This window comes from Flavobacterium sp. HBTb2-11-1 (genome assembly GCF_009826975.1).
In the GTDB taxonomy this organism is placed as follows: domain Bacteria; phylum Bacteroidota; class Bacteroidia; order Flavobacteriales; family Flavobacteriaceae; genus Flavobacterium.
Genome location: NZ_WUMO01000002.1, coordinates 385751 through 403589, shown reverse-complemented (window position 1 = coordinate 403589; position 17839 = coordinate 385751). Strand labels below are relative to the sequence as shown.

Annotated in this window: 15 protein-coding genes and 1 pseudogene; 2 read left to right on the top strand and 14 right to left on the bottom strand. The window is 35.8% G+C overall.

The window, feature by feature from the left end; all coding sequences use genetic code 11:
- Positions 1-96 precede the first annotated feature (96 nt).
- Positions 97-462 carry a helix-turn-helix domain-containing protein gene (locus tag GR162_RS06735; protein ID WP_160781483.1) on the top strand — a complete coding sequence of 122 codons (366 nt, stop codon included), beginning with the start codon at positions 97-99 and terminating at the stop codon, positions 460-462.
- A gap of 36 nt (positions 463-498) precedes the next feature.
- On the opposite strand, the gene GR162_RS06730 is transcribed toward GR162_RS06735, so the two are convergent.
- From GR162_RS06730 to GR162_RS06695, 8 genes are all read right to left on the bottom strand, one after another.
- The gene (locus GR162_RS06730) at positions 499-903 is read right to left on the bottom strand and encodes a hypothetical protein (RefSeq protein WP_160781482.1); all 405 of its coding nucleotides are present in this window, start codon (positions 901-903) and stop codon (positions 499-501) included.
- A 114-nt stretch (positions 904-1017) separates the two neighbouring features.
- Positions 1018-1572: a YceI family protein gene (locus GR162_RS06725; protein WP_202393911.1), complete on the bottom strand. Its 555-nt coding sequence runs from the start codon at positions 1570-1572 to the stop codon at positions 1018-1020.
- A 5-nt stretch (positions 1573-1577) separates the two neighbouring features.
- A complete protein-coding gene (locus GR162_RS06720; protein WP_008463644.1) occupies positions 1578-1955 on the bottom strand; it encodes a cytochrome c in 378 nt (125 codons plus the stop codon).
- Between the two features lie 18 nt (positions 1956-1973).
- The gene (locus GR162_RS06715; protein WP_066034776.1) at positions 1974-2816 is read right to left on the bottom strand and encodes a DUF5777 family beta-barrel protein; all 843 of its coding nucleotides are present in this window, start codon (positions 2814-2816) and stop codon (positions 1974-1976) included.
- Positions 2817-2839: 23 nt separating this feature from the next.
- Entirely contained in the window at positions 2840-3232 is a 393-nt protein-coding gene (locus GR162_RS06710) for a hypothetical protein (RefSeq protein WP_160781480.1), read from the bottom strand.
- Between the two features lie 198 nt (positions 3233-3430).
- The gene (locus GR162_RS06705; RefSeq protein WP_237421301.1) at positions 3431-5881 is read right to left on the bottom strand and encodes a TonB-dependent receptor; all 2451 of its coding nucleotides are present in this window, start codon (positions 5879-5881) and stop codon (positions 3431-3433) included.
- A gap of 84 nt (positions 5882-5965) precedes the next feature.
- Entirely contained in the window at positions 5966-6865 is a 900-nt protein-coding gene (locus GR162_RS06700; RefSeq protein ID WP_160781478.1) for a FecR family protein, read from the bottom strand.
- 50 nt (positions 6866-6915) lie between these two features.
- Positions 6916-7431 (bottom strand): RNA polymerase sigma factor, encoded by a 516-nt coding sequence (locus GR162_RS06695; protein WP_160781477.1) that lies wholly within the window; start codon positions 7429-7431, stop codon positions 6916-6918.
- 198 nt (positions 7432-7629) lie between these two features.
- On the opposite strand from GR162_RS06695, the gene GR162_RS06690 reads away from it, so the two are divergent.
- The gene (locus GR162_RS06690) at positions 7630-8655 is read left to right on the top strand and encodes a hypothetical protein (RefSeq protein ID WP_160781476.1); all 1026 of its coding nucleotides are present in this window, start codon (positions 7630-7632) and stop codon (positions 8653-8655) included.
- On the opposite strand, the pseudogene GR162_RS06685 reads toward GR162_RS06690, so the two are convergent.
- The 6 genes and pseudogenes from GR162_RS06685 to GR162_RS06660 all read right to left on the bottom strand — a co-directional run bounded on the left by GR162_RS06685 (position 8652) and on the right by GR162_RS06660 (position 17810).
- Positions 8652-9745: pseudogene (locus tag GR162_RS06685) on the bottom strand (PepSY-associated TM helix domain-containing protein). The gene GR162_RS06690 and the pseudogene GR162_RS06685 sit on opposite strands and share 4 nt — an antisense overlap.
- Positions 9746-9787: 42 nt before the next feature.
- Entirely contained in the window at positions 9788-12232 is a 2445-nt protein-coding gene (locus GR162_RS06680; protein WP_160781475.1) for a TonB-dependent receptor, read from the bottom strand.
- A 643-nt stretch (positions 12233-12875) separates the two neighbouring features.
- Complete coding sequence (locus tag GR162_RS06675) at positions 12876-13184, bottom strand: CHASE3 domain-containing protein (protein ID WP_237421300.1); 309 nt, start codon at positions 13182-13184, stop codon at positions 12876-12878.
- Between the two features lie 110 nt (positions 13185-13294).
- Entirely contained in the window at positions 13295-13672 is a 378-nt protein-coding gene (locus GR162_RS06670) for a response regulator (RefSeq protein WP_160781473.1), read from the bottom strand.
- 783 nt (positions 13673-14455) lie between these two features.
- Positions 14456-15946, bottom strand: a complete 1491-nt coding sequence (locus tag GR162_RS06665) for a hypothetical protein (protein ID WP_160781472.1) — start codon at positions 15944-15946, stop codon at positions 14456-14458.
- Positions 15947-16022: 76 nt separating this feature from the next.
- Entirely contained in the window at positions 16023-17810 is a 1788-nt protein-coding gene (locus GR162_RS06660) for a T9SS type A sorting domain-containing protein (RefSeq protein WP_160781471.1), read from the bottom strand.
- Between the last annotated feature and the right edge of the window lie 29 nt (positions 17811-17839).

Genomic DNA, 17839 nt, shown 5'->3' with positions numbered 1-17839 from the left:
AGTATGTAACTTTTTCACAAGTACGGAATTACGATTCAGATAGGGACAAATTTTTCCCCTATTGCATAAATCGGTACATAGGCTTACTTTTGGTATATGTATGAAAGAAAAATAATCCCGAACCTGAATTGTGGACTTGACCTAATAGGGGAAGTGCTTTACGGCAAATGGAAGATACGTTTGCTTTGGTTTATCAATGAAGGCCATAAAAGGCCAAGTGAATTGCAACGTAAAATACCAGACGCTTCACGCAGGGTTTTAAATATTCAGTTGAAAGAATTAGAGGAGCATGAATTGGTTTCAAAAGTTATTTTCCCTGTTGTGCCTCCCAAAGTTGAATATAGTCTCACTGATTTTGGAAAAACACTAATTCCAGTAATTTCGGCTATCGGAAATTGGGGAGATGAACATGAGGCGCGTTTAAGGGAGCTTATTTCGAAACGTTTAGATTTAAAGCCGTGATATGCAAAGTTTGATTACACGGCAAATATTTTTTAATTAAGCAGAAATATTTTTATAGTGGAATTGCTTGAGAATATTTTTTGGAGTTCTGATAACTTCTTTACTGATAGGATCAAACCATTTTACTTCTTTTATAACTTCTGCACAACATTCATTCTTTGAGTCAAAAAAGCAACTTTTGAAATTGATATTGTCTTGTATATGGCAATATTTCATTTCAACTAAAAAAGATTGGGTAAACATCAAATCTTTATGGCAGACTAACTCATGATTTCCTTCTTGTAAATCTAAATGCATATAGTTGAGTTTTTCTTTTGAAAATCCGTTATTGAACAAAAAATGATATAACAATCGGAGGGTATATGAAATGTATGCGGTATCTTCCATAACCATATAATCATTTACATCTTCTCCGGTAACAATGTAATTTCTGCAGATCATTTTAATTTGATTTTAAGGTTTAAAAAAAGAGACCGGCGCTATAAGTTCACACCGGCCTACAGAGCATTCGTCATGTTTCATTCGAATCTGAATAGAGCTGATTCTTAAAGGAGATTATTTAATCAATAAAAAATTGTATTCAATCTCGATTTTGTCGGCAATTTTCTTTCTTACAAGACTCGGTATTTCAATAGCAAAGTCTTCAGGTTTTACTTCAAATGAGCCAATGGTTTTAACTCCATTTTGAGCTTTGGAGATTTTTACAATTACTGAGACTGGTTTTGTTTTTCCGTGAATGGTAAGATCTCCTTTTAATGTAAAATTTTTAGGAGAAGCTGTAATTTTTGAACTGTCAAAATCTTCTATTTTACCTTTGAAAGTTGCTTTTGGAAATTTTTCAGACTCCATATAATTTTCATTAAAGTGTTCTTCCATCAGCGCTACTTTAAATCGAAAACCTTTTATGAGAACGAGACTGGCAAAATCTCCTGTTGTCTGATCCAAAACAGCTGACACTGATTTGCTTTCGGCAGCAACTTCTTCATAAGATGGCATGGAAGCTTGAAATTTAATATTCCCTGTTTTTGTAATTAGTTTTTGTGCAAATCCACCAGTGTTTGCGGCTATAACGAGCAATAATGCAAAGAAATTTATGAATGATTTTTTCATAACAATCAATTTTCTTTTAAACCATCGGTGTTCCATTTTACTATGATATCAATATTTGCCTGAGACATTCTGCCGCCTTGAGGCATAAGTCCTTGCTGGCCGTTTTGAAGTTGAATTCTGCCTAATAATCCAGCACTTTCCACTGCAGCTTTCACTTGAGCAAAAGTAGTTAGAGGTCTAAAACTAGCTGACCTTCCGCTGGAATGGCAGCTTATGCAATTGGCATCAATAATAGATTTTACATCTTTATTGTACGTAACTGTACCTGTGGGATCCGTTGGGTTCGTTGGAGTTGTTGGTGTTTCGATCTCCTGAGTTGTATCAGAATCACTACAGCTTGCAAATACAGCCATTAAAATTGTAAGTACGATTGTTTTTTTCATGATTTATTGTTTTAATTATTAGAATACTCTGTATAAGTTAAAGCCGAAAAAGAAATCTCCTTTGCCCCAGTCACCAGAGGCATTAGTTAGGTATCCGCTCTCACTCATGGATTGTGAATTGGTAAAAATTAATTGAAATACGTGTCCGCCTGTTTCTATATCAAGACCTACAGACAATGGATTTTTGTAAAAGTCAGGTTTGTCAAAATTGTGCATGTATTCTAAATTGACAGATAATCTTTTCGTGATTTTATAGCGCCCGCCGCCGCCAAAAGAAAACTGATTGTCTCTTTCGATTTCTGGAGTGTAAAGGTTTTTGTGTATAAAGGATGGCACTAATTCCAATGAGAATTTTTCGCTGACTTTTCTGGATATTAATAGCTGTTGCACGTACGTCATGCGATGTTTAAATTCTAAGCCTGGATATTGGTCTTTTTCTAAAAAAGTATTAATGTCTGCAACGCTATATCCAACAATATCCAAAGGAAAATTATCATTTTGTCTTGCCATGCGGTACTTCAATCCGATCTCATACATTTTGTTTAAAGTATGTCTCGAAAGGCTGACCGAGAGCCAGTCTGTAACACCATAAATTCCTCCCAGTTTTGTTGTAGCATTATCAAGTCCAAAAAAACTGTCAAAACCATCTTTTACAGACCCAAAACGGTGCGAAACCACAAAATAAAACTCTTTTTTAGCTGGCATTTTTGTGGTCTGTAAGGTTACGAGCTGTAGAGCCTTAAAGGTTGCTGTAGAATAGCTGTCTTCTATCTGAGTAGAATCAAGGCTCTTTAGTAAATCATCCTGAGAATAGGCCAATGTTACTAAAAACAGGCAGAACGGAACTAGAATTTTCTTCATAAATTAATTATTATTGAGTTGGTTTATTTAACACTGCATTGGTCTATTTTAACTTCCATAAATAGTTCGTCATAACCAATGCATTTGCCCTTAATTGTTATATTGTTGCGGATAATCTTGTCTTTCAATTTTTCTTTGAAAAGGCAGAAAACAGTGTTTTCAAGTACAATTACAGAATCGGTTTCTTTGGTTGCTTTGCCTGTTATCTCTATAGTTTTGTTGAGATACAATGCATCTGCTTTTTTAGGATCTGCATTATAGTCTTCAATAAGTTTCTTGGCCGTTACACTATAATCAGGAGCTTCTGATGCTATATTACGGGCTTCTTTAAAGATGACTCCATAATAAAAGTAAATGCTGGCAGAAATCATTACTAGTAATACGGCGGTTACAATTATTGTTTTTTTTCTTTTCATGTTTTGTTTTGTTTTTGATGCGTAAAAAATCAGTCCGCTTTTTTTTCTATTTGAATGTTTTAAAACTGTCTCAAACCAAATGATGATTCTATAGTGAAACAGCCTTGGTGCAGATTACCCTACCAAAGAATTGTGATTTTTTGAAAAAAAAAATAAAAAGAAGGAATAAGAGTTTAAGAACTCTTAAGGGAGGTGATGTTAAAATGAGACTCTAAAGCTCAGATTTGGAGTTCTTTGCAATGAAAAAGTATTGATTTCTTCTACAGAATTGGTTAAAGAATTTATTCTATAATATTCGTTGATTTCATTTTTTCTATTGAGAATATTTAAGATTGAAATTCCTATTTTGTATTGAATTCCGTCTGCGGTTTCCCATTTGTAAGTCGAGGAAAGATTAACCTGCCAAAACATGGGCAGATTACTGTTATTGGGTTTGTTATAGACCAATTCTGGATTAGAAAGATCAATTCGGGATAAATCTGGAGATGTTTTGGGTCTTCCAGAAGACCATTTTGTTCCTAAAGCAATCTTGAAATTGTTTTTCTCGTAAATTCCCGCCCAAGATAAAGTATGGGTCAGCTCAAAGTTGTTTGGAAAACGAGGATACTCATAATTGCGAAAATCATAATTGTTTTCATTGTAGGTGTAGCTTAACCACGTAAGAAAGTGATTTATTTTTTTCTGAATTAGCATTTCTGTTCCCCAGATTTCATAATCGCCGGTAGTTCTCACAAATTCCAGTTGATTCTGAAACCCCTGACTTGAGGTTGTTATTCCTGTCACTTTTTTATAAAAGTTTTCGATGTCCAGAAGCCAATTGTTTTTTTGATAAAACAAGTTTAATGATAACTGTCTGCTTCTTTGGATAGGAATTGTGCTGTTATTAGAGATAATCCATCGCCTTTTTTCAATGCCAAAATAATCTTTCTGCAGATCAATAATCTGCTGGGAGTTTTGGCTTTTTAGTTCGCCAAGCAATTCTAAAGTTAGACTTTTGTTAATTCCGTACCCCAATTGAATTCTGGGTTCTGCAATATATTTCTTAAATTTTTCAATATAATTAAGGCGCATTCCGCCTTTAAAATATAGACGGGTGATGGTATCGTTATATTTTCCTTCAAAAATTAATGCATGAGTCCTTAAAACGTCTTTTACTTTACGATAGAAATCAGGATTCGTTACCTGTTCTAAATTGGTTACTCCAATTTCATTAAATTGATAACCGTCGCTGAAAGTAAATTTAGAATTTAAAATATGATTGTTTTCTACATTAACTCCATTGTTGTTTACCGTATTTTCCTGAATTACATTTTGGTTTTCATAAGTTGTCTTTTGATTGGCTAAAAGTTCATACGAAGAATTGTAAACATTAATTTTGCTAGTGTTGAAGTTATTCCAGTTTCTTTTCCATGACAAGTTTGCGCCATAATTCTGCTGACGTAAAGTATTGTTTTGTGATTTATTTATAGTGTATGAAGCGGCGCTTTTAGTGACTTCCAGATTATCTTTTATGGTTATCAAATCAAGTATTATTTGATCTTTAATTCCTATTTTTTGCGCATATTTTATCGTAGCATCATAAAAACCAAATTTTTTATCGCTTTTATAATTAAGATTTTGGCTTTGCGAAAAATCAGTTATGGTAGTATTCTGAAATACTTTGTTGAAATATTCTTTATAGGTAGGCGTTTCCACAAAATCGGTAATCGATTTACGCGCCGAAATCTCGATATAACTTTTTTTAGAAAGATTATACTTGGCGTAAACATCAGCATTAATCATATTGATTCCGGCACTGAATGAATTTTTTTCTGCTTTTTCTGGAGTAGAAGAAATCGCGACTACACTTGAAACGCTTTCCCCATAAAAGGCAGAACTTCCGTTTTTGTAGATCGAAATTGTATGAGCAAGATTTGGATTGAAAACGGATATTAAACCAAAAAAATGTCCCGTTTGAAACATTCGTATTCCATTCCACAGAAATAAATTCTGATCGTGTGTACCGCCTCTAACATTGATACTGGATACGCTCTCATCAAGGCTGTTCACTCCCGGAATCTGTTGCATGGTCTGTAGCGCATCTGGTTCAATAAGGCCAGGAAGAATACCGAATTTTTTAGGTTTAATTTCAAAAGATCCATCAGTATTTTTTGAAATGCCCGAAGCCAGAATGGCATTAGTTTTTATTTCATGCAATTCTGTAATTTCAGGCTCTAATAGAATTTTAACGCAATCTTTAGCATCTGTATTTCCTGCCGTAATTCTCTTTGATGCAAAACCGATGTGGCTAATTACAAAAGTATTTTTACTTTCGTTATGGCACTCAAAATATCCTTCTGAATCGGTTGTAAAGTGATTTTTGTTATTTAAAATGATGTTAGCATTCTCAATAGGTTTTTTATCAGTTGCAGATAAAACATAACCACAAATCATTTTTGAAACTGTATCTTTTTTATAGATATTGATAAATTTGTTGCCAATATTTTCAAAAGATAAATCGGTTTTTTTTCTCAGATATTCTAGTTTTTGTTCTAACGAAAGTGATTTCTTGGGAGGATTGAATTCAAGACCTTCAATATTATCTTCAGTATAGTTAAAACTTACAGCATGCTGTTCTTCAATAGCAATTATTATTTTTTTGAAAGGCATATCTTTTCCTTTATCCTGAGCAGAAAGATTCAGGATATGAAAGAAGAGAAAAAACAAAAAATGAAATTGCTTGGGGCGGAACATTTATTTTTCGTCAAAAATTACTTTGTTGTGCGAAACTTTTTTTGCTTCCAAATGATACGTTGTACTGATAATCTGTAAAGCTGTATTTAGATCTTTAGCTGGTAATTTTCCTGTAAAGAGTGAAACAGTGTCTTTGGCGTTTAAGTCAATTTTAATATTATATTGTCTCTCAACTTCATCTAAAAGTGCTCTTATGTTTTCTTTATAAAAACATATCTGGTTATCGATCCACTCTGGCTTTAATGCACTTACTGTCATTTTAATCTCTTTTCCATTTTCAAAACGAACACTTTGTCCGTGAGTCAATAAAATTTCAGCATTGGAATAAGTTACTTTTACACGGCCTTCGTAGCACACAACATCAAACTTGTTTTTTCTGGCTTTAACGTTAAATTGGGTTCCCAGAACGGTTACTTTTCCTAGATTGGTCTGCACTTCAAATTTTCTGCCTTTTGCAACTTTAAAATAGGCTTCTCCTTTTAGTTCCAAATGCCTGTTGTTGTCCCAATTCCATTTTTTATAGTGTATTTCGGAACCTGAATTTAAAACCACTTCAGAATTGTCGGGTAATGAAAAAGCAGTCTTTTTTCCAAAATCGGCAGTTTCCGTTTGAGGCATAAAAACTTTCATCGCAAACGTGATTCCGAGAGCAAGAACAAGTATGGCGGCTGCCTTAAAGATCCATTTTTTATATAAAGGCACTACTTTTGGCGTTGCTTTTTTCTGGCTTAAAATGTTAGACAGCATAGCATTTTCATCCAAATCGCCCGCTTCGAGGTGAGCGGTATATTTTTTTATCTTTTGATATTTTTCAAAATCGGGACTTGCCTCAAATGCTGCTAATTCATCCGGAGACAAATCGTCGTTGAGCCATTTTGCTAATAAGCGATTTTTTTTCATTTTATCGTATTATTTAATTAAAACAATTGGAACTAAATTTACCCTACCTTTTACAAATCAATTTCTTTACGCAAGCTTAACAAAGCCACATGAATGCGTTTTTCAACAGCCTTTACGCTAATGTTTAGCTCCTCGGCAATTTCGCTGTATTTTTTTCCGTCAATTCTGTGCATCAAAAAAGCAATGCGCTGTTTTTCGTTTAAGTTTGCGATTGCTTTTAAAAGTTTTGCCTGAAATTGTTTTTCTTCCAGAAGATATTCCGGGCTTTCATTTGTCTTGTCCAAACCCGTAAAGTTTTTTTCAAATTTTAAAACCACTTTTTGGTGCGCAATTTGGTTTAAACTGCTGTTATTCGCAATGGTGTAAATATATGATTTGGCTTTTTCTAGAGGGACAGATGCACAGTGTTGCCAAAGCTTAACAAATGCTTCCTGAGTTATATCTTCTGCTTGTTCTGCGTTTCCGAATTTGTAGAAAAGAAAATTTCGAAGTGCTTTTGCATGACTTTTGAAGAAAGACGAAAAAATGATTTCATCACATGTATTGGATTGGTTTTGATCTGGCATTTAGAGTTTCAATTTTTCAGCGTAAATGTATTTGTTTTTAATTTAAGTAGGGTAAAAGTAAAGAGGATTGTTCTATAGAAGAATAAAATATCATTGGTTTTTGATAATTTATTATAGAAGAAAATTATGAAATGCTTGATGTTAGGTTATTTAAAATAGTTTCTTTTAAAATTTATTTACCTTTGTAAAAACATAAATATGTTCCTTTTGAAAAAATATTTATCAATTGCAGTTTTTTTCTTCCTACTGTTTTCCTGTCAAAGTGAAATGGAGGAAGAAAACAATAATTCGCAGGGAACAATTAGTACTGTTTCTCCTCTTACTACTTATCTGCAAAGAGTTGCCATGGTGAAAACCGTACAGGATAATATGATTGACGGATCGAGTTATTGCACCATAAAACTCCCGTATACCATTACGGTAAACAATGAGCAGATTGCGGTTAATACCACAGCCGATTATCAAAAAGTTTTGGATAATATCAACGCCAGCAATTATGATGATGATATTGTGAAAATAGATTTTCCTGTTACGATGGTGTATTATAATTACATCGAAAAATTAATTCCAAATCAAGCAGATTTTGATACTTTAATTGATTACTGGAATCTTTATCCAGATCTTCTCTCCAAAATTAACGGACTAAACATTAATTATCCAATAACAATTAATAGCTATAATAGCGCTAACCAGACAGCGAGTTCTCAATCTATAGTAAGTGATCAGGCTTTTTTTAATTTCATTAAAAATTTAAATGAAAGCCAGTACATTTCTTTAAAATATCCTATTACATTTGTAGATTACAATAATCAGATAAAATCGATCTCAAACAATACTGAGTTCGAAAATGCCATTAAATATGCCATAGATTACTGTCCAGAAAATAATCTTGTGACATTAGATTTTGTTGCGGCCATTACAAAAGGTTCTTGGGAAATACCTTATTTTTATGATGGCGCTGTCAATACTTCAAATTACAGTGGCTATACCTTTATATTTCAAACCGATAAATCTGTAATTGCCACCAAAGCAGGAGTTTCAGAAACTGGACAGTGGGAAAGTACAATTCAAAACGGTGTGAGAGAAGTAAAAATAAATTTTAGTTCTGGAGCGCTTTCCAAATTAAATTTAAATTGGAAGCTGTTTGAGTTTAACAATTCGCAGATACGATTGCGAGATGTAGGCGTAACCACCAATTATCTGTACTTTCAGAAAAAATATTAGTGCTTTTTTTTCTTTCTTCCCAACCAAATAAGAAAACCCGTAATGGGTAATGTTGCCGCAAATAAACAAACTAAAAAAGCTAAGATTTTTGTTGGATGACCATAGATGCTTCCCGTATGGATGGGATAAATAAGGCGTCGTACTTTATCGCCATCGCTGAAGGATTCATAAGGACGTATTTTTAAAAGCTTACCTGTGTATTTGTCAAAATAAGCCAAACTTGAAATATTTGGAATAGATTTTTCAAGATTCAATTTAATGACCATGATACTGTTTATGGTATCAGATGGAATCCTAATCTGTGTATCTCCTTTGTATTTATAGATGTTTTCTGTTTTTGAAAGCATGTTTTGATAAAAAAAAGTTTTATCGAGTTTAGGATCTATTTTCGTCGGATTTTCTACTTTAACCGAAGGTTTCTCTGCTGTTCCGTCTGCCAGTAGGTAGATGGTGCTTTCAAACCATTTAAAAGACCATGTTAGTCCAGTTAGAGATATTATCAGAAGAAGCAGGAAACTGTAGAACCCAAAATTTGAATGAAAATCCCAAAAGAGGCCTTCCATTTGACGGTCAATCGCTGCTTTAGATTTTTTATTTTTTTCGGCCACCATAAAATTAGTCCCGAAAGCAGCATAAAAACGAAAATAATACAGCTGATTCCAGTAATAAATTTTCCAGCTTCTCCCAGAATTAAATGACGATGCAGATCTAAGATGACAGAAAAAAATCTGTTTTTTTCAGGAATGGCAGCCAGTATTTTTCCTGTGTATGGATCTACTGAAAAAATCTGATCGTTTTTAGTGGCATCTGTTCCTGTTACAATGACCGTTCTTGCAGGATCTTCATACGTTTGAATTCGGTTTAATCTTAGCGCATATTTTTTCGTTATAGAAGTAACATAAAGATCAACAGGCAGTTTTTTTGTTCCGATGGCTGAAACTTTATAAAACTCAGGATTGATAAAAGCATCGATTTCTTCTTCAAAAACCAGAATGCTTCCAGTAAGCGCTATAATAAATACAATGAGCCCGGACGTAAGTCCGAGCCATAAATGTAAAAAGCCAATATTTTTTTTAAACGTTTTATTCATATAAAGAAATGGCAAAAAATATATTCAAAGGTTACTAAGATTCTAAAAAGAATACCCAAGGGTTAAGAGCCAGTTTGAGGGCGCGCCAGGGAACAGACGAATAAAGTCATAGCCTCCAACCCAGTATCTTTTGTTTAATATATTATTGGCATTCACTTGAATCTTAAATTTATTAATGCTGTAATACAGCGCTCCATTAAATAAAGTATAGCCAGGAAGCGTTTGAGTGTCAGTTTGGCTTAGCGTACGTGTCGTAGCAAAATTGCTTCCAAGTGCAAGTCCAAAATCTTTTAAGGCTCCATCAGTAAAATTATATCGTGTCCATAAGTTCCCCTGCTGGCGAGGAGTATTTGGTTTTTGTCTTCCAATCTCTGATGCAATTGGACTTTCAGAGATTGCGGCTTCGTTATAGGAGTAAGCTGCAGAAATACTCCAATTTCTTGTGATATTTCCGTTTACATCAATTTCAATTCCTTTGGATTCTTCTTTTCCTATGGCGCGCATCAAATCTGGATTTGTTGGATCATTTGCCGGATACAAAGTATTTTTCTGCTGAATTTTGAAAAGTGCTACAGTTACAAACAGCTTTTCCTTAAACCAAGATGATTTTCCTCCAAACTCGATCATATTGCTTTCTAATGGATCAAACGGACCACCTGCATTTGGGTTTGATAAAGACGAAGCTGTCTGCGGGTTGTATCCTTTTACATAAGTTCCATACAAATTAATGTTTGGATTGACAGTATAGGTTAGTCCGAAACGTGGTAAAAATGAATGTTGCTTTACTTTTTTTTCAGTTGCTTTTTTATAGTTTTCTTTATCAGTATATTCATCATAACGAACTCCAATTAAAGCCTGGAATGCGCCAAACTTGATGTGGTCCTGAAGATATACGCCATACAATGAATAGAAAGTGGGATCAAATGGGCGAGCAGTATAAAAATATTTGCTCATATCCTTTAACTGCTGTGAACCAGATGGATTTGTCAAATCAAAGTGTGCCACGTTTGGTACAGGGTTTCCTTTAGAATCTAATAAATAAGCGCTTTTGTTATTCGGATTATAAGTAGCGATTGACCCTGTGTTTGCAGCATTTCTATATCCTGTTGCCTGCAATTGTGAACCTCCGGCAGGAACCTGTTCTTGCGCATAATCATATCCCAAGATTAAGTTATGGTCTAAAGCTCCTGTTTTAGCTTCATATTTTAAAAAGGTTGAAAGATTATCGATGTAACGTTTGCGTTTACGCATAAAAACCTGCATTTCAATTGAAGTCGGAATTGTAGTTCCGTCTCCGGCAGACGCATATTTATTAGCTCCGCGATGTTCCAATAGATCTTCTGAATAACCAGTTCGGATATACGATCCTGAGAAGGATAGACGGTCTGTGAATTGATGATTTAAGGAAGTTGTGACAATGTAGGTCTCTTCATTTAAATAATCGTTTGTTGAGTTTAATGAATTTGAAATTTTAGTGGAATACAAGTTATTTTCGTAGGTCGACTGTCCACGGTCCAATATGCTTTTTGAGCTGGTATATATCAAATCAAAATTCACGCTGGTTTTGTCATTTGGAAGAAATGATAGGGAAGGAGCAAGCACAATGTTTTTGTCAAACTGCAAATCTCTAAAAGAATTGGCATTTTCATACCCCAAATTCAATCGGTATAAGAGCGATTTATCTTCTGTCAGTGGTCCTGTAAAATCGGCTAAAGCCCTTAAAGTATTAAAGCTTCCGGTAGAAAAACTTACGCTGTTTGCAGCCTGATCCAAAGGCTTTTTAGTTACTCTGTTTAAAACTCCTCCAGGAGAAGCATTTCCAAACAAAGCCGATGATGGCCCTTTTAAAACTTCAACACGCTCAAGGTAATTGGCAAGAGGCTGTTTCCAAAATCCAGTAGACGTTCGCATGCCATTTAACAATTGCGTATTGCTTCCTCCGTTTATTCTAAAACCTCGAATCGAGATATCATCATAGAAAGTAAACTGGCTTACACCGCTGAAATTTTTTACTACTTCGCCCACGCGAATTGATCCCTGATCTGCTATTAATTCTTTAGTGGCATACGAAACCGCCTGTGGTAAATCTTTTAAAGCGATTTCTGTTTTGGCTCCGATAAAAGATTTTGTGTTGCGATATGATTTTTCTTTGCGCCCAGTAATTTCTACCGTTTGCAGGGTATTGATATTTTCATTTAAAATAATAGAAATGTCAATGCTTTCATTTTCATGCAATTCAACATTTCTTTCTAGAGCAGTAAACCCCATGGCAGAGAAATAGAGCGTATAGTTTCCGGCAGCAAGGTTAGTAATTTCAAAATATCCTTTATCATCAGAAACGGTATTTTTTTTGCTGTTTTTTAAGGATATGGAAGCGTAAGAAACAGCTTGGTTATTTTCGGAAACAATTGTTCCGGTAATTTTTGCATTTTGTGCCGAACCAATATGTAGAAAGGCAAGCAGTAGGAATGTCAAAGTTAATTTCATGGCGGTTATTTATTTTTAGTCCGCAAACTTATTATTTATTTAGACTAAATACAAATAATTGTTTGTTTGATGGAATTTTTTTTGAAACGAAAAATGACCGCAATGATTTTGTTTTGGGCAATTTCTTTTGTGAGGTTTATTTGCGCATGAGGATAAGCAAATCTGAAACTAAATAGATAAGTGCCTTATTTATAGAGACTAATGTTATACTGAATTATTCCCTTTTTTTTCTTACTTCAATTTTTTTCAGTACAGATTCCTCATTATAAAACTTTTGATTTTTCTGAAAAGAAAATGAAAAGCAGTTGCCTAAAAGTAAGTAAATTATGAATTGGAGAATATTAGCTTTGAAGTGCTGCTTTCTTTTTAGATAAACTAAAAAAGGAACAAAAGATAAAAATCATCTTTTGTTCCTTAGCGGCGCTACTGAACAATGAACTAGTTTTGAATGTAACTTTTCTTCTTTTTCATTGTTTTTATAGCATTTGGCGGGTAATATTTATTTGGAGTTTATTTTTCTTTTTCTAAATCTTTTATAATTTCATGGATACTGCAGTGGAGTATGTCCAGATGGTTAGCCGTTTCTGAGGTGAATTTTTTAGCGATAGCCTCCTCTTTCAAGACTTTAATATTCTCACCAAGTTTATCCAACAGGAAAAGATGTAACCAAATTTGGAGTTGCTCTGCGGTATGCAGAACCTCCATATAGTCCGTTATAGTAAGGCTGCAGAAAGGCGGTGTCACTAGTTAGCAGATACCCTCTAACAGAGCTCTGCATTTCCAGTACCGCTCTGTGGGTTTTGTTAGAATTGCGTATTATGTCCTCGGACTTGGAAAGGAATTGTGAATTTAGATGCACCTTTAACGATTGACGGTAGTTGGTGTAGGAATCCGCCGCAGAAAGCAGAATAATCAGCGCAAAAGCCAGCAGTATTTGGGTTGATAGTTTCATTTCTTTCTTTCAAGAGCACCAGATGCCCATTATTTAATAATTCGAATGAATGATAAACATTAGTTTTTGACAATAGTCTTTCTGTTCTGTATGCTTTAAACTGGAATACATCAGGCTGTAAAATTTTTTAGGATTTTTTTCATTTCATTAAAATCACTGGGTTTGCAAATGTATCCTGCCGCTCCAAAACTCGCTGCCTTATTTTTATTTTCCAGCATTTGTGAAGTCGAAAAGATGATTACAGGAATATTGCTGGTGCTGTCTTGTTTTTTTAATTCTGCCAAGAGTTCAAAGCCAGACATGACTGGCATATTCAGATCAAGAAAAATGACATCAGGCTGCAGTTCCTTTCGGATCAGCTTTCGAAGCGCTTCCATAGGATTTCTCTCTGAGGTATAGTTTGCATCGGATACAGCATGAAGGGCTTCCATAAAAAAGTCGCAGTCATCAGCATCATCGTCAATCTGAAGTATGTTAGTGTATGGCATTTGGTTGAAGTTAAGGTGAAATTGCTGTAAAAAAGATCTTATTTCAATAAATGCAGCCGGTTTCGCAACTGCATTAAAATCAATTATGACTGGTGGCCCATGGCCATGTTTACTCTTGCGTGGGTAGATTATGGCAAATATGGTTGCGCTGAATGCATAATAGATATATAAGATAAAACGGCAAATGACCAAAAGTAGAGATGCTTCATATAGTTGATTAGGTTAAATAGATTTGAGATTTAGCTGTAATAATTGCCATAAATGTAGTGCTGTTGAACTTCACAACATTTATATCATTATTTATATCAATTACATAATTAACATGTCTACATTGTCGTAGTGCAGATTCACACTAAATTTGGTTCTGTCGAATCTCGGGATAATTTTGCATCGAATTTTAAAACCCGTTAAAAAAAAATATATTGATTCTTCAGGCAGAGTATTTTAAATCAATTAAAACTTAGTTTTACCATCATGTTCAGAAAACAATGGAAATTAGAGGAGTGTAATTTAGGATCATGCCTACGATTCAGTGCTCGATTTATAAGTTTGCACCCTTGCTTAAAAACTATAAAGAGTGAATGGAGCGGTTGCTTATATTTAAAAAGCCACCATTCCGATTTAATGTTTAAACATTCTCGTGAAATGGTGGCGGTTTTTAAAACTTAATTCTGAAGCATTATAAATGATGGAATGGTAGTTCAAAAATAAAGCTGTATTGAGAGTCCAATTTGCAATTAAGTCTCTGCCGAAAAACCAAAATCTTCATTTTTTCTTAATGACCTATTTGATTGTTAATGTCATATTCGGAACCACTATATTGCCATTACTTCCAGTGTAGCGCTGTGCGAAAACTTCAATATAGTCATTAGTAACCATTTCAGTGGAAGCGTTCAGAGGAAGCACCACAATATCATTTGTGGAAGCGCCTCTACCGTATATTTTATACTGGGTCAGCATGGTTCCATTTTTGGCAATGTAAATAATATAGGTGCCCGCAGCCGGAACCTGAAATGAAATGGATCCGGAAATTTGAAAAATTCTTTTCTTTTTGCCGACGTATCTCAGACGGTTAACGGCATCGGTCGAAAACCTGAATAGATTGGAGTACACGGTAGTGGGTGTGCCAGATCCCACTTTTACAATATCGCTGGGATTTGCATTGTTAAAGGCCACCCCTAATCCACTTCCGACCGGATAGTCCATTGCAAAATCGCCAGTAGCAGTCGCATCTGTTTCGGTCGGGATGCCCGCTGATCTAACACTCCAACTGTTGTTAAAGTTGTATCCTGAGTAAGTGCCTGAAGCATAAGGGCGTACGTAATTGGCAGGTGTCGGACCAGTAAAGACCACCGATTCCAAAACAGCGTCGCCTGAAATTGAGAGGCCTGGAGTAGATACATCGAACCCGTAAGCGCCAGTGGCAACATTAGAAAACCCGCCCTGTTTCGATACCAGGTTAAATGTTCCGGTTAATTTTTCATATGTTCCAGCATTATTACTAAACCATGCCTGATTGCTTAAGAGAAGCTGGCCAATATTGCTATAAGTAATACCGTTTGTATTGCCTGAAAAATTTACAATGCTGGCAAAAACTAGCCCAAAGCCTGATACCGTGCCTACATTTGCCGAATTAGCGATTATAGAATCTCTAAATAAAAATGTGGAAGTTGATGATGCCGCATTTAAATTAAAGACAGTCGCCCCAGGAGCAGAAATGGTGACACTCCTGATACTGCCTCCTGTAGTTCCGTCAAAAAGAATGCCCGACGTTTTTGCTATAATGTCTTCATTGGCGTCCAACCCATGAATGTAGGCGTTGTTCAGTTCTATAGGAAAGTTGAAAGTAACCGTACCATTGATTTCGTACAGCGTGTTTGAAGTTAAAACATATTTTGATCCTCCTCCGGCAGCAAGTTCAGCAGCCAATACAGTCGCTAAATTATCCGTTGAACGTATGCGTTTAAAGTTTAATCGCGGACTTACTCCGTTGTTTATAAAAATCCATGATGACGTAGTTGACACGTAGTAATAGAAAGCTTTTTGATCCGTATCATATACAATAAGGCCATCGGCAGGCGAAGCGATCGCATTTCTCTGTGCAGTGGTCATCCTTGGGGCAAGCAGACCCTTCGTTGTGGAGGTTATGTCCAAAATCGAGCTGGCATTTGGTGTTACAGTCCCAATTCCGATCTGTGCATGGGCAGCGCAAGATAATAGAAGGCATAAAATATAAATGCAAAAATTTTGTCTAGTAGGTTTAAATGCTGTCATAGTTGTATCAGTTAGTTTGAAATAATGGCTTGGCGATTCCGCAAAATATAAACAGTTGGAGGGGCATAATTGCATTTTAACTGCCGGAATTGGAAATTATAATTTTTTGCGAGATTCTTTCATTTTCGTCAGTTACGAAAACGACTATATAGAATCCTGAACTTAAAGTCGCCGTTGAAAAATTGTAAACTTCTTGCTGGAGTATCCCTTTTTTGTTCAGCACTGTTTTTCCCGTCATGTCATAAAGTGTAAAAGAGCGAAATTTCAAATGGTCCGGATTTAAAGCCTTCAATGTTCTGCTCTGGTTATCCTGATATATGATGAAATTTCGTTTTGATATCTCGCCAGTACCTAATGTTTCACTTTTGAAGGCTATTTTAAAGCGGTCATTGTACACGCCAGGAGCAACATTTACCTCATAACTCCCGTTTTTAATGTCATGGTAGGAAGAATCGAGCTCATCTAGTAGATAGACGTTTTGTGAAGAATCAAAATTAACCGTTTCTGGTATATAAAACTTTAAGGCGCAGGCCTTATCAGCTTTAACTGCAATAGGTACTTTTTTAGAAGCGTCAAAATTTATGCCTTGAATGACATATTTCCCGTTCTCCAGCCAAAATGAAACATCATTAGGCAGGGCGTCGTCCATGTTCAGTGCATCGATGCCAGGATCAATGCCGTCTGTTGCTTCCTGCATAAAAGCAAGGGCAAGCTGCCTCGTGAAAGCGTTATTGATGATGGCATTTATTTTAATGTGTGAGATCTGGCTGCTTTCTTGATCGGTCTGTAAGGCTTTGTCTGTAGAATTTTTAGCAAATTGCGATAAAGCGCCGCCTTCCTGATAAAATACTCTGTGGGAATTTCTAAATGTAACCTGTCCGTTAGCATTACCGTTTATAAGAAACCCTTGTCCGATCGGACTGTATTTGCGTTCGATCACCAGACCAGAAGATGTTCCCGTTGTATTCAATGACCCATCGCTGTTGTAGCTGTTAAAAGTTGCGGGAACGTAAATTCCATTGCTTCCCAGAGTGCCGGGAGAATAGGTGCCATATCCGCCTCTGTATGCAGAAAGGTAATGAGAATTTACAGTTTTATCCTGTTCCCAAAAATAAGCTACTCGCGTACAGGCGCTGTTGGAAGGATCCAGAAGGAAAGCATTTAGATGTAGTGCTGAAGGATATGGATTGCCTGTAAGTGTGGCAGCATTTCCCGCTGCTACAGGAACTAAAATATTTCCATCATTGGGCCTGCCTCTGAAGTCATATCGCTGCCCGCCAGTTCCGTTATTATTGGCAACTCCTGTTCCCTCAGGGTCTGCAGGATCCGATCCGCTGGTTCCTTTCATTGTGAATCCTTCACCGGGAGCTATTGAAGATGATGCCCCAACAAAGCTCCATTGGGAATAGCTTCCTGCATTTGTAAGCTTGTAAATCCAGTTAGAGGCAATGGCCAGAGGCAGTGCCGTGCCGTCATAGCTTCCTGTGGGAAGTATATTCGCTGGCACCGCATCAGTTGCGTTCACTGGTCGGTTCAACAATGTGACGCCGAAATTTGAATTGCCTGTCGTAGCGTTTAAAATACCGACAGGAGAACACCAATAATTATATTCGAAATTATCAGAAGTCCCTTCTTGATACACTGACAAGATTCCCGTGCCAGAATTGCTGGAGGACGATTCGGTGCCTTGAAGTAGCTGGGAATTGTTTCTTAAGTAAATGTTGGATCCCGAGGCCAGATCAATATTTCCCGTTACATACAGGACCTGATTTTTGACGTATACCGGTTCTGATGCCCCCACATACATCTGGGAGAAACCATTCAAAGGTATCAAGATAAGCAGTGAAAGTAATTTGTTTACCATATTAGAGACGTGTATCGATTGCATGATGA

What these genes read in the sequence shown, in the direction of transcription:
- GR162_RS06735 (WP_160781483.1), top strand. Translation starts at nt 97, where the DNA reads ATGTATGAAAGAAAAATAATCCCGAACCTGAATTGTGGACTTGACCTA.
- GR162_RS06730 (WP_160781482.1), bottom strand. Translation starts at nt 903, where the DNA reads ATGATCTGCAGAAATTACATTGTTACCGGAGAAGATGTAAATGATTAT.
- GR162_RS06725 (WP_202393911.1), bottom strand. Translation starts at nt 1,572, where the DNA reads ATGAAAAAATCATTCATAAATTTCTTTGCATTATTGCTCGTTATAGCC.
- GR162_RS06720 (WP_008463644.1), bottom strand. Translation starts at nt 1,955, where the DNA reads ATGAAAAAAACAATCGTACTTACAATTTTAATGGCTGTATTTGCAAGC.
- GR162_RS06715 (WP_066034776.1), bottom strand. Translation starts at nt 2,816, where the DNA reads ATGAAGAAAATTCTAGTTCCGTTCTGCCTGTTTTTAGTAACATTGGCC.
- GR162_RS06710 (WP_160781480.1), bottom strand. Translation starts at nt 3,232, where the DNA reads ATGAAAAGAAAAAAAACAATAATTGTAACCGCCGTATTACTAGTAATG.
- GR162_RS06705 (WP_237421301.1), bottom strand. Translation starts at nt 5,881, where the DNA reads ATGCCTTTCAAAAAAATAATAATTGCTATTGAAGAACAGCATGCTGTA.
- GR162_RS06700 (WP_160781478.1), bottom strand. Translation starts at nt 6,865, where the DNA reads ATGAAAAAAAATCGCTTATTAGCAAAATGGCTCAACGACGATTTGTCT.
- GR162_RS06695 (WP_160781477.1), bottom strand. Translation starts at nt 7,431, where the DNA reads ATGCCAGATCAAAACCAATCCAATACATGTGATGAAATCATTTTTTCG.
- GR162_RS06690 (WP_160781476.1), top strand. Translation starts at nt 7,630, where the DNA reads ATGTTCCTTTTGAAAAAATATTTATCAATTGCAGTTTTTTTCTTCCTA.
- GR162_RS06680 (WP_160781475.1), bottom strand. Translation starts at nt 12,232, where the DNA reads ATGAAATTAACTTTGACATTCCTACTGCTTGCCTTTCTACATATTGGT.
- GR162_RS06675 (WP_237421300.1), bottom strand. Translation starts at nt 13,184, where the DNA reads ATGAAACTATCAACCCAAATACTGCTGGCTTTTGCGCTGATTATTCTG.
- GR162_RS06670 (WP_160781473.1), bottom strand. Translation starts at nt 13,672, where the DNA reads ATGCCATACACTAACATACTTCAGATTGACGATGATGCTGATGACTGC.
- GR162_RS06665 (WP_160781472.1), bottom strand. Translation starts at nt 15,946, where the DNA reads ATGACAGCATTTAAACCTACTAGACAAAATTTTTGCATTTATATTTTA.
- GR162_RS06660 (WP_160781471.1), bottom strand. Translation starts at nt 17,810, where the DNA reads ATGGTAAACAAATTACTTTCACTGCTTATCTTGATACCTTTGAATGGT.